The following is a 19127-nucleotide window of genomic DNA, read 5'->3' as shown; positions in this document are numbered from 1 at the left end:
ATATCATAATACCACAGCAAAAGGAACCTTACTACTTTTTGCTTTGAGTTATTATTTTATATCAACATTCTAATATAAGATAAATGACAGCTGAAATTCAATTAATGCGAAATTTGCAGACATTTACCTTTACTGCTATATATGTTCATTTAATTCAATATAGTTATAAATATCGCCTAATTTCTGCATGTTTGTTTATTCTGATTTTTTTAAAAAAATCTTTATAGACAAAAAATAAAAAGTTAAAATACTTAGAGTAAATTATTCACTTTCTAAAAATTAAATTAGTAAATACTAAATTAAAGGATATAAGCATAAATGAAAAGACCTGAATTACTATCGCCTGCAGGCACGCTACAGGCGATGCGCTATGCTTTTACATATGGAGCAGATGCTGTATACATCGGCCAACCCAGATATAGCCTGAGAGTAAGAAATAATGAATTTTCAAAGCTAGAAATCCTTGAGACAGCTATTACTGAGGCTCATGCTCAAGGCAAAAAAATAATGCTTGCTAATAATATAACACCACATAATGCAAAAATAAAAACTTACATAAAAGATATAACTCCAGTAATAGCTCTTAAGCCTGATGCTATGATTATGTCTGACCCAGGAATGATAATGCTTGTTAGAGAGCATTTCCCAGATCAAGAAATACATCTATCAGTACAAGCAAATGCAGTAAATTATCAAACTGTTAAATTCTGGCAAAAACTGGGGATAAAGCGTGTTGTGCTGTCAAGAGAGTTATCGCTAAAAGAGATCGCTGAGATTAAAGAACATTGTCCAGATATGGAAATTGAAACATTTGTTCACGGTTCTCTTTGTATGGCTTACTCTGGTAGATGTTTACTATCAGGATATTATAGCCATAGAGATCCTAATCAAGGTGTTTGTAACAACGCGTGTCGTAATAGCTATAAAGTTGCCGAAGCAAAACAAAACGAATTAGGCAATTTTGAACCAGTACAAACACTATCTACTTTAGGTATCGGTACACCATCTGATAAAGTTGTCTTGATAGAAAATGATAAAGAGCCAGGCCAATATAATCCAATGTTTGAGGATGAGCATGGCACTTATATTATGAACTCAAAGGACCTGCGTGCAATACAACATGTAGAAACTATGATGAAAATGGGAGTTGACTGCTTTAAAATTGAGGGGCGAACTAAATCATTCTTTTATGCCGCAAGAACAGCTCAACTTTATGACCAAGCAATCAAAGATGCTCTAGCCGGTAAACCTTTTGATATGACGCTAATGGATAAGCTTGAAGGTCTTGCACACAGAGGTTATACAGAAGGCTTCTATCGTCGCCATGTACACGATGAGTATCAAAAATATGATAATTCTAATTCACGCAGCTCTACACAGCAATTTGTTGGTGAAATAACAAACTTTGATGAACACACTGGTTATGCTGATGTCAATGTCCGCAATAAAATCAAGATTGGTGATAGTATCGAACTAATGTTACCATCTGGTAGCCGTGAAATTATCCTAGATAATATGCAAGATAAGGATGGCAAACATATGGAAGAAGCAAAAGGTAGCGGCTATAAAGCTAAGATAAAGTTTGATAATGTTACAGCTAAAGATATGAAGTTTGCTTTGATGATTAAAAATCTATAAAGTGGATAAACACAAATGTCTAAGAAACACAAGTTAAAAGTACAACTTCTACATGAGAACGTTAAAAACACTAATATAAAATAAGGGAGAAAATAGCTACTATAGTGACTGTTGGGATTATGGTTTTGAAGAATCCGTTATTAGCTATCCTTTATGGTTATGAGATAAGCAAACAATTGAAAGTAAGTTGGTCTGATAGACAAGTTATATAGTTTCATCGCGCCAGAAGTTATTATTATGATTGGCGGTAACCATACTCACAGATCTGACTGGTTTTGCTTGTATCCATTTATGGAATTTATTGAAGAGGCTTATATTGGCAAGGGAGATACTTATATTAATGACGTGGCTTGTCTGGGGACGAGAATGTAAATCATGCCAGGAATTACTATTGATTTAAAGGTGCTATTGTGGCGTCTAATACAGTTGTCACCAAAAATGTTGAACCATATAGTATTGTTGCTGAATCTCCAGCTAAACTATTAAATATCGATTTAGTAAAGAAATTATAAATGACTTGCTAAGTTTAGATATTCATAATTGGGATCCAAAAAAGTTTGAATATCTAAAAAGGATACTTACGTGCATTAGATTATTATTAAACTTAAGCAAGAATCTGCTGACTATGATCTTTCCTTGTTATAAAAAACTATTAGTAACAATAATCTAAAAGTTGCAATTTTTTTAAAAAGTCATATTTTAATTTGTTTTAACTTTTATTAAGAGTAGAAGTATAAAGCAAACTATTGACATAATAATCATTGTAATAGCAATAGGTATAGAACTAGTAGCAGGAAATAACATTGCTATACTTCCTATAACTCCACTAATAGCAAACTCCATAGTTCCAAATAATGCTGCAGCAACGCCTGCTATTTCATAAAAAGGCTCCATACTACCACTTGCTCCAGTACCTGCAGTAAGTGCACAACCAAATGTTGCTAAAAAACATGGAGCAAAAAACCCCCACAAGCTTAATCCCCATATTTCATAAATACTTAATGATAAGATACCTGCAACAAAAACGCATGCAACTCCTAACAAAGCTGTTTTATAAACACCTAACGCATTAACTATAATGCCTGCGAATAAAGAGCCTATCAAAAATGCTAATCCTGCTGAACCAAATACGACATATATTTCAGATATTGGGTACCCTAGATAATTGATAATATACGGTGTCATCGAAAATAGCATAAAAAATGAAGCCATTCCAGATACAGCTGCTAATGAATATGTCCAAAACTGTAAAGACTTAGCTACATATAAATATCTTGCAAATACATTCCAAGACATTTTTTTACGCCTTTCGATAGGTAAACTCTCTTTGACAAATATCACCACTATCAAAAATGCTACAATTGCTAACCCAGTAAGGAATACAAATGCTGATTGCCAATGAAAATGAATAGCTAGTTGTACACCTATTAAAGGTCCTATAATAGGAGAGACTGATATAATTGCGTTTATAAAACTATAGACAATCGAGCTTGTTTTACCTGAAAAGGCATCGCGAATAATTGCAAAAGCACAAACAGACAAACCACAGCAGCCTAACCCCTGCACTACTCTAGAAGCTATCAAAAGCTCTATATTACTCGATAAAGCACAAAGGACAGAACCTATAACAAACAATATCGCCGATAATAGGATAACTCTAAATCTACCAAGTTGGTCAGATAAAGGCCCCAAGAAAAGCTGTCCGACACCTGTCACGACCAAAAATAAAGATAACGTCACTTGTACCATCTGCTGAGTTGTATGTAAAGATTCACGCATATCAGGTAAAACAGGCATATATACATCCATAGCTAATGCAAAAGCAAAAGCCATAGGCCCTAAGATAAGAATAGTCTTTAATGGAGAATACTTCCACATAAGAAACACTCTTGTACTTATTATATTGGATAACCAGTTATTATAACATTAATAATAAAAATATGTTACCCATTTAGCATATTAAGACTTATAAGATCAGCTTGTTTAGTTTATTTTTAATTATATGATTATCGGTGTTATAATAGCCGTTATTCAAAGAGTTTTATCAAATAAAATGTACAAAAAGATTATACTTATTTTGTCAATTATACTACCAATTCTGTCATTTGCAAAAGATGAAAAAACACTAAGTGCTATTAGTGTCAATGCAGTTAATCACCCTTTAGCAATAACAGCTATAGTAGTATTTATTTTGGCTTATCTACTGGTAATGACAGAGGACTTTACTAAATTAAACAAATCAAAGCCTGTAATTGTTGCTGCTGGGGTAATCTGGATACTAGTAGCTATTGTTGGCGAATCTTTGGGTGCTAATAATATTGTTCATAGTAATTTCAACCATATTATGATAGAGTATGGCGAGCTTCTACTTTTCTTATTGGTTGCTATGGCATATATCAATTTAATCGAAGATAGAAATGTTTTTGCCAAATTAAAAAGTTCTCTTTTACGCGCTGGTTTTGGTTATCTAGCAACTTTTTGGCTTACCGGTATAATTGCTTTTTTCTTATCAGCTGTTGCTGATAACTTAACTACGGCTTTAGTTATGAGTACTGTTGTAATATCTATCGGTAAAGATAATAAAAAATTCATAACCATGGCTTGTGTGAATGTCGTAGTTGCCGCAAATTCTGGTGGAGCGTTTTCGCCATTTGGCGATATTACCACGCTTATGGTTTGGCAAGCAGGAGTTATCAAGTTTACTGAATTTTTTGTTATATTTTTACCGTCACTTGTCAACTTCTTAGTTCCTGCTATTATTATGAGTTTTTTTATACCTAAAATGAAAACTCAGTCAATAATTGAAGAAAAAGTTGAGCTTAAACGTGGTGCTATTACAGTAATAGCGTTATTTATACTGACAATAGCTACAGCTGTATCATTTGAACATATGCTTCACCTTCCACCATCACTAGGGATGATGACAGGATTTGGCTATGTAATGATTTATAATTACTTTTATGGTCTAAAAATAGCTAATGAAAATAAAAATCCTAAAGGTCATAAAATGCCTCCACATGCTTTTGATATTTTCGATAAAGTTAAAGAAGCAGAGTGGGATACTTTACTATTCTTCTATGGTATCTTAGTCTCAGTGCAAGGACTTGCTGCTCTTGGTTACTTAGGTATTGCTTCTCAATATATCTACTCGGATATGCAGTCGATAGCTCCAACTTTATTTTCGGCACATACTCAAGCAAACACTATAATTGGTATACTCTCAGCTATTATTGATAACATACCTGTTATGTTTGCGATATTAAGCATGAACCCTACTATGGAGCATGCTCAGTGGCTCTTAATCACACTTACCGCTGGTGTTGGTGGTAGTTTATTGGCTATTGGATCCGCTGCTGGTGTTGCTGTAATGGGTAAATCTAAAGGCAAATACACTTTTGTCGGACATCTAAAGTGGACTTGGGCTATTGCCCTAGGCTATTTTGCTAGTATTATTATACATCTTCTAATCAATCACTAGTAAGTTCGATAACTTTATCATGATACGCTTTAACTCTGTAATTATGGCTAACTGAAATATACGCTAAGCCTTTATTTTGAGTAATTAATAGATTTTTCTATAAGTTAACATCTATATTCAAGTTGCCTCATCAAGCAAAATCAAATCATAATCTTTAGTAAATAATTTTACATAATCGCAGCTTTTGCTGTTTGCCAGAAGATAGTATATATATTCCCCCAATCATGCATAGTATTTATAAATTTAGCCAAATAGCCTATTCCTAATAAATTAATTATCTGCTTGAATTCATCATTTGCTAGAATATTAGCAAAATATGGATAAAACATTGCTATTTTAAAATCATCCTCAGGTAAATATGGGCGCTATAATAAAAAAGTATTTTAGGTATTTTGTTGAGAAATTTTTAAGCTCAGAAAACCTACTAATATTAGTTCTTAGCTCAGCTAAATTCTCATTCTAAAAACTAGAAGTAGCATTGGAGAAATGACACTGTAAATGCTGACTGCACCTGCATAATCTATCCAAAACTAATAATTTTAGCAAAATAGCGTGGTAATGCTAAAATTGTTCTAGTCAAGGACTATTTGTACAAAAAAACTTCTGACAATATCTTTTTTTTTTTACGGAATGTAACTTTATAAAAATAACAACCTTATTAAAATTCTTCTTTGATAAAACATATTCTCTTTTTTCAGATTGATTATCATAAATGTAGTTTTTATTATTTCTAACCACATATAAGGCCATATCTAAAATCTGCTTCACATTTCTTATGACTATATAAAAGCTCTCTTAAAGGCTTACCAAGCCTAAAAACAACTCAAAACATTTACTACTAAAACTATTTTAACCCAAAAAAATATAACCATAGATATTAAAGTCATAACCATATAATGACAAGGATAATACCCTATAACCACCACAAAATAATAGAGAAAGAAACTAATGTTGAGACAAACTATTAATAATTGTCAAAAATATATTATTTTAAAGAATAATGAGCTGCTGTATATCATAACTAATGAGTTCTTCAGGATTGTCATAAATTTTGGCACAACTTAGGTAACTTTAGAATTAAGCCAATTACTGACATAATTCTCTGTCATTAGTTTACACATAAAGATTATCAAAGATACTGACCACAAAAATATGTCAAAAAACTATTTAATAACATCACTGAAGTAATAGCAGCAAATATTACTAGCTGGTGCAATAATGTTTGCTTGTTTATATTGCTCTACAGCATTATAGAAGGCAACATACCAATGGTTTAAATAAACTACTTAAACCAACACTAGTAAACTCAAACACTACACATACAGCCAATATCAACAAAACTACTAAACCTGCTTTAAAGCTCCAAAAATCCTAGATACTAGCCAATAACTTTAAAAAACCATCATCTATTCTGCTTTATATGGAACCGAAATCACTACTCTAGTAACAGTTTTGTCATCTTTTTTATCCATTGCTGCTATAGCTAATTTAACCATGCGTGAATTTTGATTATGTAGTAGGAAGTGCCACCATTTTGTATTTACAACTTCTGGAATTATTACTACAGAATAGCCTCGTTCTGGATCTCTTAGGTCATTTTTATGCAAAATTTGCAATACTGGAGTTATAAACGAGTTATATATAGGTCGCATTATCAAGAGCTTTTCTTTGAAAGCTAAATTTTTCCATTCGGTTTTAATTTTTTCGATTTTCTTTTGATTTGCCGAAACAAAAACTGGAGTAATATCATAAGATAGATTTCTTGCTAACCTTAACGACTCTATTGTGCCACGGTGAATACGTGAAACTAATACAACTATTTTTGGTTTCAAGTTTTCATGTATACAAGCATTTACAATTGCCTCATCAACACTTAGTGCTAGATTATGCTCTCTTCTTATATAATGAGTTTTTATCGCATATAAACCATACATGATAATTGCGATCGCAATTATCACAATCCAAACGCCTTCAAAAAATTTACTTTCAACGATTATAATTAATACTACAAATGTAGCAACACAGCCAAAGGCATTGATAAATGCTCTAATTCCCCAACTTCTATATGAACGCTTATTCCTATACCAATACTTAACCAATCCAGCTTGACAAAGTGTAAATGCAATAAAAACACCAAAAGCATATAATGGTATCAAGCGGCTAACTTTAGCATCAAATATTATAACCAAGATTGCCGATAATGCAGTTAACATTATAATCCCATTTCTAAATGCAAATCTATCACCGACACGCTGTAGCTGTTCAGGAAGATAGTTATCCTTACTCATAATTGAAGCTAAAATAGGAAATCCAGTAAAACAAGTGTTAGCTGCCATAAGTAGAATCAAACAGGTGGATGCTTGTAAAAAATAATATAAAAAGCCATTACCTAAAACTTGGTGAGCAACTTGTGATAAAACACTTTCTGAAAAATCTGGCAATATTCTTGTTTTTGCAGTTATAAAAGTTACTCCGGCAAACATCACTATCGATAAGAACGTCATAAGTAACAAACCAGATTTAGCTAAGTTTGGAGACTTGTAAGCTGAAACTCCATTTGCATATGATTCAATACCTGTTAACGCAGCACTACCTGATGAAAAAGCGCGCAGTACAAGAGTTATAGTTAAAACACCCATCGAAGCCTGCATCTGATCAAGTTGATTTTTTGTATATGTAAATGTCTGTAAAGAGTTATGATTATACTGATATATCCCTACAATTATCATGATAATAATTGAGACAATAAACATATAGGTTGGCCATATAAAAATCTTTGCTGTAGATTTAACGCCACGAAGATTTATAATCATCAAAAGTGCCAAAAGACCCAAAGCTAACCTAACACTATAATCATCTAAAACAGGAAAAGCCGAACTAATAGCCACCGCCGCTGTAGAAACAGAAACTGCCACTGTAAGAATATAATCAATAATAAGAGATGCCGAAGTTAACAGCAAAAGTTTTTCATTAAAGTGTGTTTTAACTATCGAATATGAACCACCGCCCTCTGGATGAGCCCGTATAACTTGCGCATATGAAAAACCCATCAACAATATCAGTAATATCACCATTAGCGCTACTTCAATCGAGTATTGCAGAACAGCTGCTGCTCCAGCAGTTGCCAAAACTATAAACACCTCTCCAGTAGCATACGACACAGAAGATAGTGCATTTGAAGAAAGTATTGCAAAACCAGCAAACAAGCCTATTTTTTGCTCTTGTTGTTTTGTATTAGGAATTGGTGAACCAAATATAAGATTTTTTATTTTCATTTACATTTACTCTTGCTTTTGTAAAAACTCACTAAGTTTTTTAGCCAACTCATCTGTTCCTTTTTTCGTGGATGCTGATATTGTATAGTAATTACCTTGATAACCTATATGCTCAACGAACTCTTGGCACTTGTGTTCTATTTTATCAGCAAGTAAATCAATTTTATTAATAACTAAAAATCTCGGTTTATCAAATAGCTCTTGACTATACTTCTCTAGTTCTTTCTCAACAGCAAAATAGTTTTCAACAGGATCCGACTCATTAAACGGACAAATATCAACAATATGCAATACGCACCTAGCTCTAGTTAGATGCTTTAAGAATCTAAGTCCAAGTCCAGCACCTTCAGCAGCTCCCTCAATTACTCCTGGGATATCTGCCATCACAAAACTATCTACACCAACTTTTACAACTCCTAAATGAGGATACATTGTTGTAAACGGATAATCAGCAACTTTTGGCGTTGCTTCAGATACTGAGCAAATAAGAGTTGACTTACCAGCATTTGGTAAACCTAACAAAGCAACATCTGCTAATAGATTAAGCTCTAGCCTGACCTCTTTGTACTCACCTTCTTCACCTAAGGTAAACTTTCTTGGCGCTTGGTTTGTACTACTTTTAAAGTGTGTATTACCAATACCTCTTTTACCACCTGAGACTATCTTAAAAGTTTGTCCATGTTGTAGCACTTCACCAATTTTTTTATTTGTATCTATATCAAAAACACTAGTACCAACAGGCACAACTAGATATAAATCTTCGCCAGTTTTACCATAGCAATTACGCCCCCCACCAGGACGACCATTATCAGCGTAATATTCTCTTTTATAACGGTAATCAATCAAGGTGTTTACATTTTCATCAGCTTTTAGATAAATACTGCCACCATTACCACCATAGCCGCCATCAGGGCCACCACGTGGAACATATTTTTCACGACGAAAACTTACACAACCATTACCACCTTTACCAGCTTGAAGCTTAATAACTACTTCATCTACAAATCTCATAACGCCAAAATCTTATACTTATAAAAACGTTAATCATACATTATATATGTTCTATCTCAAATTATCATTGACTATTTAAAAGCCAACAAAAGGATTAATATCAAAACATAAGTTAAAAATCTCGAAAAATATAACTAAGCTACCCATAAATATCACATAAAGATTTGAACAGTAGACTTTAAGATCGAATTTTCTACTTAGGAACGATGGTATATAAACAAATATTATCACTGCAAATATTGCTGCATATTGTAAAGCTAAAATAAAACCACGCGGGTAAAAAATAGTGAAAATCAATGGTGGGATAAAACATATCAACCCCAAAGCTAGATTACCTATTCGTCTATTATAACGCGTAAACAAATCCCGAATATAATGCATTAATGAAATACCAACACCAATAAAAGATGTAATAATTGCAATATAAATAAATATATTTAACCATACTTCTAAAAGCACTGAACCTGATACCTCTCTAATCTCTACTGCCAACCCTGCTGGGGTGTTATTACCAGAACTAAATAATGTTTGATAACTATGTAACCCTTGCTGTGGAATAAGTGCTAAAGCCAAAAATATCCAGATAATATAAATCATTAGAACACTTAGACTACCAATAAGAATACTTTTTTTAATCTTAGTAATATCACCTTTTTGATATTCATAAATAACAGGGATTATATTATGAAACCCAAATGATGGTAATAAAGTCGGCCACGCAAAAATAAACGCTGATAGGCTAATAGGTATTCTGCTTAAATAACTTGGATTTATATAAAACAATATAATAAATACAGCAACTGTAAAAAATAAAAATTTAACTATCACAAAAAATCTATTTGCATAGTCACTGACTCTATAGCTAAACATTAGTGCACCAAAAATCAGTGTGAAGATAACAGCAGATAACCCTACTTGAGTTTTATTAGAATTATCTAGGCTAGTTATAGCACTTACAAGAGATGAGCCTTGTGTGGTATATGCAGACATTAAAGAATACAACAATAACAAATAAATAATACTAAAAAACATCAAATATGCTTTTGATACTCGTGATTGCATCATTGATGTAAAATTGACACCTAACGGATACTTAGCACAAACTCTTAGTAGTTTAAGCGCAGTTATATACATCACACTCCAAGATAAAATTAAAAGGATTATTGCCATGGTAAAGCCACAAGATGAAACTATCAAAGGTAGAGATAGCATACCTGCACCAATTGTAGTACCTATTATCAAAAAAACTGAACCAATAAATTTAGAATTCATATATCAATTATATTTTTTGTTAAACGCCATGAATAATAACGCTATTTTAATAACTAAGCAAATAATGCTGACTTCTATAACGCAATTTTCCTATAATAACCTTAATTAAAATTACTATTAATTGCTATAGATTTATTTTAAAAATTACTCCAAGTAAAATATTTTGAATTTATTTATAAATGTGGCAAAAAATCTCTAACTGGCTGGAATGGCTATGTCACGTAACTGTTACAGTGCAACAGAATAAATAATAGTATCTATTTCAAAGAAACGGCTCTTAAAAACTTAATATCTCTAGCAAAGTATTGATAGTAATCTAATAAGCCTATCTCATGCGCGTTTTAGTTATAATAACATTGTTGTCAAACTTTTTGATCTAATACGCACAGATCATAACTTATAACAAGCAAGATTATGTTTGTATTGATGATCTATATTCTGCTATTATTGAAGTTTTTACAGATCAAATTAAACTCAACTGGCAAATATCTGGACATAAAAAAGATGAAAGAATAATTTATAAATATAGATTAGAGAATGTTTAAAATATAAGCTTGTTAAAAATATCAAACCAAACCACCCGATACCATACTCATAGCAGCTCTAGCATGGCTGATTTATACCCTCACCTATAAACTTGACTTAGGTTGCCATAGTCTGTATGTATCTATAACTAGCAATAGAACTAAGTGTCTTTAATAACGCAATATTGATGCACCACCAATATCCCAAGCAACCTTTGTACAGATCCTGACATATTTGACCACCCAGCCCCAGCTGCAGCATATGACATAATCATTGAACCAGTAGGAATCATAATAGTTGCCTCCTCACCTATGCCTGTAAAGGTTCCGCTATATGAGATCATCTGATTATACTGAATACCTAGATATTAGTTAAATTTATATCCTGACATAATCATCACATTACCAGCAACTCCAAGCATCATATTCGAGCCACTCATACTTCCACCAAACATCAAGCCTAAATACCAGTTGCTCTATTTTCATACCACAACTATCTTCATTATTTGTCAAAGAATCAAAAGTATTCAAATGGATCTGTTTAAGCTGCTACTTGCTGAGGGTATCATCTACTATATTAATGCTTGTAGAATATTTCTCTTGTGACCCAGCAAAGGTTATTTTGATAATTGCAAATAAGAGTAACGCTAAGATATGTTTTTTAGTCATATTAATAAGTTACCAAAAAAGGTACATTTTAGATAAAAACTTCATTCTAAGATCATTAAATTTACAGCATATAAGTTAATACCTTTAAATCTACCGTTTTATTCCACTAAATCATTAAGTTAAATACATTTATAAAATTACCTAATTAATCTTTTAGTGATGAACAAAACTATCCCAGATTGATAATTAATAAAAAATGTTACAAATAAGAAATAATTAAGCAATAACTTAGCTTTAACTACGTACTTGTATATTTAAAAAATTTGGATATATAAGATAGAAGATTTTTACAAATATCTATAGAAAATTATAAGTATCATAACCTAAAGGAGCAAATTAAAACTAATCAAACTTTATTAAGTGACTTTAAAGGTGGTGTAAATAAAAAAATTCTACGAGGTCATTTTATAACAATGAACAATAGTGCAAGAAACGGTTATACTAAAGAAGATCAAGTTAAGAGAGTTAAAAATAGTCATTATACTCCTAACTTCCTAAAGAAATACCATAAAAAATATTTTGATTATTTTATATCTTTTCAAAATGAACTAGAGAAAAATGATAATATCCAAAACTTTTTGGTAAAAAAAGAAAAGATTTTCATAGAGTTTCTATATACAAAAGAATGATTAATAATGGCTACAATTATATAAATGAAAAAGAATTACTCTTTAGTTGTATTATCAGTTGCTATTTATACACTTTATCTTATTCATCAATGGAATAAAACATGTGGATATGTACATGAAAAATATAAAGTGGATGAAATCTAGTAACCAAAATCATACTTTTTAAATATATTAAAGCTTTTGATTTCGAGCATTCGGTAGTAAATTGTAGCGGTTTACACGATGGACAAAGGAAAGGTATGCTTACATAAGCTATTTATTTAAACAAAAATTTCAAAAAAAAACTTCTTACTAAGAATATAGTATTTTGAGAGTTACTCTAGAAAAAAACCTATAATCTTAGGAACTGATAAAGCATAATGGAAAAGCATTCCCCGTTACACCATCTATTAATAAGACATGACAAAGGTCTAAAAAAGTTTAAAGATGTTGAAGCAATTAATCTTTCCTGGAGACTTATTAGAAAATAAATAGAGGAAATTGATAATAAAGATACAAATAATAACGATACATGTAAAAAGTATTAACCAAATTAAAAGTAACATATGAAACATAGCCGTAAGTTTAAACTACAACCTTTCTCGCAGATAGTTAGTTCATAAAACATAAATAACCCTAAATAGTAATTTATATAGTTGGTAAAAGAAAAAATATCGTTCTTCTTGTATTAGAATCGTACTTAATCAGCGACAGCAAAGCGATAACCTATAGCGTTTTCTGTGGTTATTAAGAGTTTTGTTTTTTTTACAAGTAAATAGTTTTTTTCTTAATTGCTCAATATATACTCTTAAATGCTGTGTGCCATCGCCATGGCATTCACCCCAAACATCCTTCAGAATAGTATTTTGCATCACTAACTTACCAGCATGACTGACTATAAAATCCAAAATAAAAAACTCTTTTTTCGAAAAATGTAAAATTAACCTTATTTTATTATCATTAAAATCTATATTTAAAATTGCAAAAAAATATTTACCAGTTTGTTTTTTTAGCAGATGATTTAGCTGTCTTTTGACTCTAGCAATAAGCTCGCATATCAGAAGGCTTTTTGATATAGTCAAGAGCACCATTCTCGATAGCTTTTTAACCTCTTAAGTGTCATTACGCGCAGAACAACTTAATTATAGCACTCACTATATCTGCGTGCAGATTTTAGCCATTCTTGACCATATTGGTCATGGAAGTCGAAGATCAAGAATAACAGCATAATATATGATACTCTCCTAAAAGTTTTGTCGCATTACCAGCTATATCGACAATCTCAACATCATGACCTAAAACTAAAAAAGTTTTTTCTAAAAATCTTTTAATCTGTGGCTCATCGTATAAGTTTACAAATGCAAAAAACAACAAGTCCCATATTTTTATGAGGCATTGTATTTGAGCTTATCACGATAAGTCTTTGGATAAACTAAGAAGATGGCGACTACCTACTTTCACCTGGGCAATGCCAGACTATCATTGGCGTTTTGTAGTTTCACTTCTGAGTTCGGAATGGGATCAGGTGGTTCCTACAAGCTATCATCGCCAAAACTGTGTTTTGGGATTATAAAGATATTTAACAATTCAGTATAGAAATAGACTTAAGTCTCTCGGATCATTAGTACTGGTAAGCTTCATACATTGCTATACTTCCACACCCAGCCTATCAACGTCGTAGTCTCCAACGTTCCTTACTGATTTACATCAGAGAGATCTAATCTTGAAGGAGGCTTCACGCTTAGATGCTTTCAGCGTTTATCCCGTCCGAACGTAGCTACCCGGCAATGCTTCTGGCGAAACAACCGGAACACCAGTGGTTCGTTCACTCCGGTCCTCTCGTACTAGGAGTAACTCTTCTCAAATCTCTAACGCCCACGGCAGATAGGGACCGAACTGTCTCACGACGTTCTGAACCCAGCTCGCGTACCACTTTAAATGGCGAACAGCCATACCCTTGGGACCTGCTTCAGCCCCAGGATGTGATGAGCCGACATCGAGGTGCCAAACTCCTCCGTCGATATGAACTCTTGGGAGGAATCAGCCTGTTATCCCCGGAGTACCTTTTATCCGTTGAGCGATGGCCCTTCCATTCGGGACCACCGGATCACTAAGACCTACTTTCGTACCTGCTCGAGCCGTCACTCTCGCAGTCAAGCGCACTTTTGCCTTTATACTCTTGGCACGATTTCCGACCGTACCGAGTGCACCTTCGTACTCCTCCGTTACTCTTTAGGAGGAGACCGTCCCAGTCAAACTACCCACCATACACTGTCCTCGAATTTCTCCTGAGTTAGAACTTCAGATATTCAAGGGTGGTATTTCAAGGACGACTCCACAGCTACTGGCGTAGCTGCTTCATAGTCTCCCACCTATCCTACACATAAATATTCAAAGTCCAGTGTAAAGCTGTAGTAAAGGTTCACGGGGTCTTTCCGTCTAACCGCGGGTACACTGCATCTTCACAGCGATTTCAATTTCACTGAGTCTCTGGTGGAGACAGTGTGGCCATCGTTACGCCATTCGTGCAGGTCGGAACTTACCCGACAAGGAATTTCGCTACCTTAGGACCGTTATAGTTACGGCCGCCGTTTACTGGGGCTTCGATCCAGAGCTTCGCTTGTGCTAACCCCTTCAATTAACCTTCCAGCACCGGGCAGGCGTCACACCCTATACTTCATCTTACGATTTCGCAGAGTGCTGTGTTTTTGATAAACAGTCGCAGCCACCTGGTATCTGCAGCCCCCAACAGCTCAAAGAGCAAGTCTTATCACCATCAAGGGCACACCTTCTTCCAAAGTTACGGTGTCATTTTGCCTAGTTCCTTCACCAGAGTTATCTCATAGCCTTAGTATTCTCTACCTACCCACCAGTGTCGGTTTACAGTACGGTCGCTTATACAATTATACTTAGAAGCTTTTCCTGGAAGCATGGTATCAATAGCTTCGTCAAACAAGTTTGACTTCGTCTCGTATCTCAGATTAACAAGATGCCGGATTTGCCTAGCACCTCTACCTACATACTTTCACCTGGACAACCATCCGCCAGGCCTACCTAACCTTCTCCGTCCCTCCTTCGTTCATAATAAGCGGCACAGGAATATTAACCTGTTTCCCATCGACTTCACTCTTCAGCTACGCCTTAGGGGCCGGCTTACCCTACGTTGATTAACATTGCGTAGGAATCCTTGGGTTTTCGGCCAATAAGAATCTCACTTATTTTACGTTACTCATGTCAGCATTCGCACTTCTGATACCTCCAGCAAACTTCTCAGTTCACCTTCATCGGCTTACAGAACGCTCCCCTACCAATATACTAAATATATTCCGCAACTTCGGTGCATAGCTTAGCCCCGTTAAATCTTACGTGCAGGCCGACTCGACCAGTGAGCTATTACGCTTTCTTTAAAGGGTGGCTGCTTCTAAGCCAACCTCCTGGCTGTCTGGGCCTTCCCACTTCGTTTCCCACTTAGCTATGACTTAGGGACCTTAGTTGGCGGTCTGGGCTGTTTCCCTTTCCACTACGGACCTTAGCACCCGCAGTGTGTCTCCCGTGATTGAACTTCATCGTATTCTGAGTTTGCATCGAGTCAGTAAGGTCGTAAAACCCCCATTGTCGAAACAGTGCTTTACCCCAATGAGTTATACACGAGGCACTACCTAAATAGTTTTCGGGGAGAACCAGCTATCTCCGTGCTTGATTAGCCTTTCACTCCGATCCACAGCTCATCCCATACTTTTGCAACAGTATTGGGTTCGGTCCTCCAGTTAGTACTACCTAACCTTCAACCTGGCCATGGATAGATCGCGCCGGTTTCGGGTCTACTCCTAGCGACTAATCGCCCTATTAAAACTCGCTTTCGCTACGGATCCCTTATTCAGTTATCCTCGCCACTAAAAGTAACTCGCTGACCCATTATACAAAAGGTACGCAGTCACATGACTAAATCATGCTCCTACTGCTTGTATGCAAGCGGTTTCAGATTCTATTTCACTCCCTTTATAAGGGTTCTTTTCACCTTTCCCTCACGGTACTAGTTCACTATCGGTCATTCAGTAGTATTTAGCCTTGGAGGATGGTCCCCCCATATTCAGACAAGGTTTCACGTGCCCCGCCATACTTGTTCGTATGCTTAGTTCCACTGTCATTATTTCGTATACGGGACTATCACCCTCTATCGTCAAGCTTCCCAACTTGTTCTACTATAATTACAGCTAAATCATACCAGGCTCCTCCCACTTCGCTCGCCACTACTACGGGAATCTCAATTGATTTCTCTTCCTAAGGGTACTTAGATGTTTCAGTTCCCCTCGTTCGCTCTACACCCTATTCGAGTGAGTGACTAGATTATTCTCTAGCCAGGTTTCCCCATTCGGAAATCTCCGGATCATAGCTCATTTACCAGCTAACCGAAGCTTATCGCAGATTATCACGTCCTTCATCGCCTCTGAATGCCAAGGCATCCACCGCTTGCACTTATTTTCTTAAGTCTATTTCTATACTAAATTGTTAAATATCTCTATTTTCATGTAAATAAAATATTGGTGGAGCCAAGCGGGATCGAACCGCTGACCCCCTGCGTGCAAAGCAGGTGCTCTCCCAGCTGAGCTATGGCCCCAACAAAACATAAATTGGTGGGTCTGAGTAGACTTGAACTACCGACCTCACCCTTATCAGGGGTGCGCTCTAACCAACTGAGCTACAGACCCGTATTTTATTCACACTAAAATACATTACCTACAAACACTATGCTAAATCACTTGATCAACAATTAAAGCTTATTTACTTATTTTTTTTCGTATTTCCGTTAAGGAGGTGATCCAGCCGCAGGTTCCCCTACGGCTACCTTGTTACGACTTCACCCCAGTCATGAATCACTCCGTGGTAAACGCCCATTCGTTAAGCTATCTACTTCTGGAGCAACCCACTCCCATGGTGTGACGGGCGGTGTGTACAAGACCCGGGAACGTATTCACCGCAGTATTCTGACCTGCGATTACTAGCGATTCCGACTTCATGCAGTCGAGTTGCAGACTGCAATCCGGACTAAGAGTACCTTTTTGAGTTTCGCTCCAGATCGCTCCTTCGCAGCCCTCTGTAATACCCATTGTAGCACGTGTGTAGCCCTGGTCGTAAGGGCCATGATGACTTGACGTCGTCCCCACCTTCCTCCGCCTTGTCAGCGGCAGTCTCAATAGAGTACCCAACTTAATGATGGTAACTATCAATAGGGGTTGCGCTCGTTGCGGGACTTAACCCAACATTTCACAACACGAGCTGACGACAGCCGTGCAGCACCTGTCACTGCGTTCCCGAAGGCACCAATCTATCTCTAGAAAGTTCGCAGGATGTCAAGACCAGGTAAGGTTCTTCGCGTTGCATCGAATTAAACCACATGCTCCACCGCTTGTGCGGGTCCCCGTCAATTCCTTTGAGTTTTAGCCTTGCGGCCGTAGTCCCCAGGCGGAGTACTTATCACGTTAGCTGCGCCACTAGAGCCTTTACACCGACTCCAACAGCTAGTACTCATCGTTTACAGCGTGGACTACCAGGGTATCTAATCCTGTTTGATCCCCACGCTTTCGTCCCTCAGTGTCAGTATCGGTCCAGAATGTTGCCTTCGCCATTGGTGTTCCTTCTGATCTCTACGCATTTCACCGCTACACCAGAAATTCCCCATTCCTCTACCGTACTCTAGTTTGCCAGTATCAAATGCAGTTCCAAGGTTGAGCCCTGGGCTTTCACATCTGACTTAACAAACCACCTACAGACCCTTTACGCCCAGTAATTCCGATTAACGCTTGCACCCCCCGTATTACCGCGGCTGCTGGCACGGAGTTAGCCGGTGCTTATTCTTTGGGTAACGTCATTCCTAAAGGCTATTAACCTCAAGGCTTTCCTCCCCAACTAAAGTGCTTTACAACCCTAAGGCCTTCTTCACACACATGGCATTGCTGGATCAGGGTTTCCCCCATTGTCCAATATTCCCCACTGCTGCCTCCCGTAGGAGTTTGGGCCGTGTCTCAGTCCCAATGTGGCTGATCATCCTCTCAAATCAGCTATGGATCGTGGCCTTGGTAGGCCCTTACCCCACCAACTAGCTAATCCAACGCAGGCTCATCCATCTGCGACAGCTCGAAAGCTACCTTTAATCCACAGATACTATGCGGTATTAACAGTCGTTTCCAACTGGTATCCCCCTCAGATGGGCAGATTCCTACGCGTTACTCACCCGTCCGCCACTCGTCAGCAACTAGCAAGCTAGTCCTGCTACCGTTCGACTTGCATGTGTTAAGCATGCCACCAGCGTTCAATCTGAGCCAGGATCAAACTCTTCAGTTTAAATCAAATTCTTACTCTAACTACTGATACTCAAATTCTTTAACAAAGTGTTTGTATATAATATACCTCTTAAATATCACTAGAAATTTTTGCCTCTCAACCGCTAACATCACCCGCCAGCCGTGTGAAGACATATAATACACATCACCTCACTACAACGCAAGGGCTTTTTCAATTTTTTTTAACTTTTTCACTTCTTTTTTTTACAATAAACATCTCAATAACCTCAGTATAAATACAAAAATTAATACTCAATACAAAAAAATAAGTATAAAATTAACATATTATTTGATAATGATGGCTACTTAGA

General features: G+C 35.9%; 12 protein-coding genes, 2 tRNA genes and 3 rRNA genes. 3 read left to right on the top strand and 14 right to left on the bottom strand.

Translation table 11 applies throughout. The features are described 5' to 3' along the window. The first annotated feature begins 318 nt into the window (after window positions 1-318). Window positions 319-1638 carry a prephenate-dependent tRNA uridine(34) hydroxylase TrhP gene (gene trhP / locus FSC845_RS02505; protein ID WP_064461618.1) on the top strand — a complete coding sequence of 440 codons (1320 nt, stop codon included), beginning with the start codon at window positions 319-321 and terminating at the stop codon, window positions 1636-1638. A gap of 699 nt (window positions 1639-2337) precedes the next feature. Here trhP and FSC845_RS02495 read toward each other — a convergent pair. Continuing rightward, window positions 2338-3516, bottom strand: a complete 1179-nt coding sequence (locus FSC845_RS02495) for a multidrug effflux MFS transporter (RefSeq protein WP_064461617.1) — start codon at window positions 3514-3516, stop codon at window positions 2338-2340. Between the two features lie 175 nt (window positions 3517-3691). Between FSC845_RS02495 and nhaD the strand changes: the two genes are divergently transcribed. Next, window positions 3692-5116 carry a sodium:proton antiporter NhaD gene (gene nhaD / locus FSC845_RS02490; protein ID WP_064461798.1) on the top strand — a complete coding sequence of 475 codons (1425 nt, stop codon included), beginning with the start codon at window positions 3692-3694 and terminating at the stop codon, window positions 5114-5116. Between the two features lie 167 nt (window positions 5117-5283). On the opposite strand, the gene FSC845_RS08645 is transcribed toward nhaD, so the two are convergent. The 6 genes from FSC845_RS08645 to FSC845_RS09365 all read right to left on the bottom strand — a co-directional run bounded on the left by FSC845_RS08645 (window position 5284) and on the right by FSC845_RS09365 (window position 11729). Next, window positions 5284-5445 carry a hypothetical protein gene (locus tag FSC845_RS08645; protein ID WP_227806633.1) on the bottom strand — a complete coding sequence of 54 codons (162 nt, stop codon included), beginning with the start codon at window positions 5443-5445 and terminating at the stop codon, window positions 5284-5286. 1077 nt (window positions 5446-6522) lie between these two features. Further along, the gene (locus tag FSC845_RS02480; RefSeq protein ID WP_064461616.1) at window positions 6523-8391 is read right to left on the bottom strand and encodes an APC family permease; all 1869 of its coding nucleotides are present in this window, start codon (window positions 8389-8391) and stop codon (window positions 6523-6525) included. 6 nt (window positions 8392-8397) lie between these two features. Beyond that, window positions 8398-9402: an Obg family GTPase CgtA gene (cgtA, locus tag FSC845_RS02475; RefSeq protein ID WP_064461615.1), complete on the bottom strand. Its 1005-nt coding sequence runs from the start codon at window positions 9400-9402 to the stop codon at window positions 8398-8400. Between the two features lie 75 nt (window positions 9403-9477). Further along, entirely contained in the window at window positions 9478-10674 is a 1197-nt protein-coding gene (locus FSC845_RS02470; RefSeq protein WP_064461614.1) for an amino acid permease, read from the bottom strand. Window positions 10675-11359: 685 nt separating this feature from the next. Further along, window positions 11360-11542 (bottom strand): hypothetical protein, encoded by a 183-nt coding sequence (locus FSC845_RS08640; protein WP_227806632.1) that lies wholly within the window; start codon window positions 11540-11542, stop codon window positions 11360-11362. 58 nt (window positions 11543-11600) lie between these two features. After that, a complete protein-coding gene (locus FSC845_RS09365; RefSeq protein WP_257719638.1) occupies window positions 11601-11729 on the bottom strand; it encodes a hypothetical protein in 129 nt (42 codons plus the stop codon). A 551-nt stretch (window positions 11730-12280) separates the two neighbouring features. On the opposite strand from FSC845_RS09365, the gene FSC845_RS02460 reads away from it, so the two are divergent. Next, window positions 12281-12496, top strand: coding sequence for a hypothetical protein (locus FSC845_RS02460; protein WP_064461613.1), 216 nt, complete (start codon window positions 12281-12283; stop codon window positions 12494-12496). A gap of 683 nt (window positions 12497-13179) precedes the next feature. Here the strand turns inward: FSC845_RS02460 and FSC845_RS08635 are convergent. The 7 genes from FSC845_RS08635 to FSC845_RS02430 all read right to left on the bottom strand — a co-directional run bounded on the left by FSC845_RS08635 (window position 13180) and on the right by FSC845_RS02430 (window position 18817). After that, window positions 13180-13566, bottom strand: coding sequence for a winged helix-turn-helix domain-containing protein (locus tag FSC845_RS08635; protein ID WP_227806631.1), 387 nt, complete (start codon window positions 13564-13566; stop codon window positions 13180-13182). 121 nt (window positions 13567-13687) lie between these two features. Next, the gene (locus FSC845_RS08630) at window positions 13688-13846 is read right to left on the bottom strand and encodes a hypothetical protein (RefSeq protein WP_236940294.1); all 159 of its coding nucleotides are present in this window, start codon (window positions 13844-13846) and stop codon (window positions 13688-13690) included. 67 nt (window positions 13847-13913) lie between these two features. Then, a 5S ribosomal RNA gene (gene rrf / locus FSC845_RS02450) occupies window positions 13914-14028 on the bottom strand. Window positions 14029-14075: 47 nt separating this feature from the next. Beyond that, window positions 14076-16965 (bottom strand): 23S ribosomal RNA (locus FSC845_RS02445). 52 nt (window positions 16966-17017) lie between these two features. Then, window positions 17018-17093, bottom strand: a tRNA-Ala gene (locus tag FSC845_RS02440). Window positions 17094-17107: 14 nt separating this feature from the next. After that, a tRNA-Ile gene (locus tag FSC845_RS02435) sits at window positions 17108-17184 on the bottom strand. A 99-nt stretch (window positions 17185-17283) separates the two neighbouring features. Next, window positions 17284-18817: ribosomal RNA gene (locus FSC845_RS02430) — 16S ribosomal RNA — on the bottom strand. Together the 16S, 23S and 5S rRNA genes with 2 tRNA genes alongside form the textbook arrangement of a ribosomal RNA operon. Between the last annotated feature and the right edge of the window lie 310 nt (window positions 18818-19127).

Origin of the sequence: Francisella persica ATCC VR-331 (genome assembly GCF_001653955.1) — a bacterium.
In the GTDB taxonomy this organism is placed as follows: Bacteria; Pseudomonadota; Gammaproteobacteria; order Francisellales; family Francisellaceae; genus Francisella; species Francisella persica.
Note: the sequence above shows the minus strand (reverse complement) of the source record. Positions and strands in the feature narration are given on the sequence as shown.

What these genes read in the sequence shown, in the direction of transcription:
- trhP (WP_064461618.1), top strand. Translation starts at nt 319, where the DNA reads ATGAAAAGACCTGAATTACTATCGCCTGCAGGCACGCTACAGGCGATG.
- FSC845_RS02495 (WP_064461617.1), bottom strand. Translation starts at nt 3,516, where the DNA reads ATGTGGAAGTATTCTCCATTAAAGACTATTCTTATCTTAGGGCCTATG.
- nhaD (WP_064461798.1), top strand. Translation starts at nt 3,692, where the DNA reads ATGTACAAAAAGATTATACTTATTTTGTCAATTATACTACCAATTCTG.
- FSC845_RS08645 (WP_227806633.1), bottom strand. Translation starts at nt 5,445, where the DNA reads ATGTTTTATCCATATTTTGCTAATATTCTAGCAAATGATGAATTCAAG.
- FSC845_RS02480 (WP_064461616.1), bottom strand. Translation starts at nt 8,391, where the DNA reads ATGAAAATAAAAAATCTTATATTTGGTTCACCAATTCCTAATACAAAA.
- cgtA (WP_064461615.1), bottom strand. Translation starts at nt 9,402, where the DNA reads ATGAGATTTGTAGATGAAGTAGTTATTAAGCTTCAAGCTGGTAAAGGT.
- FSC845_RS02470 (WP_064461614.1), bottom strand. Translation starts at nt 10,674, where the DNA reads ATGAATTCTAAATTTATTGGTTCAGTTTTTTTGATAATAGGTACTACA.
- FSC845_RS08640 (WP_227806632.1), bottom strand. Translation starts at nt 11,542, where the DNA reads ATGATCTCATATAGCGGAACCTTTACAGGCATAGGTGAGGAGGCAACT.
- FSC845_RS02460 (WP_064461613.1), top strand. Translation starts at nt 12,281, where the DNA reads ATGAACAATAGTGCAAGAAACGGTTATACTAAAGAAGATCAAGTTAAG.
- FSC845_RS08635 (WP_227806631.1), bottom strand. Translation starts at nt 13,566, where the DNA reads ATGGTGCTCTTGACTATATCAAAAAGCCTTCTGATATGCGAGCTTATT.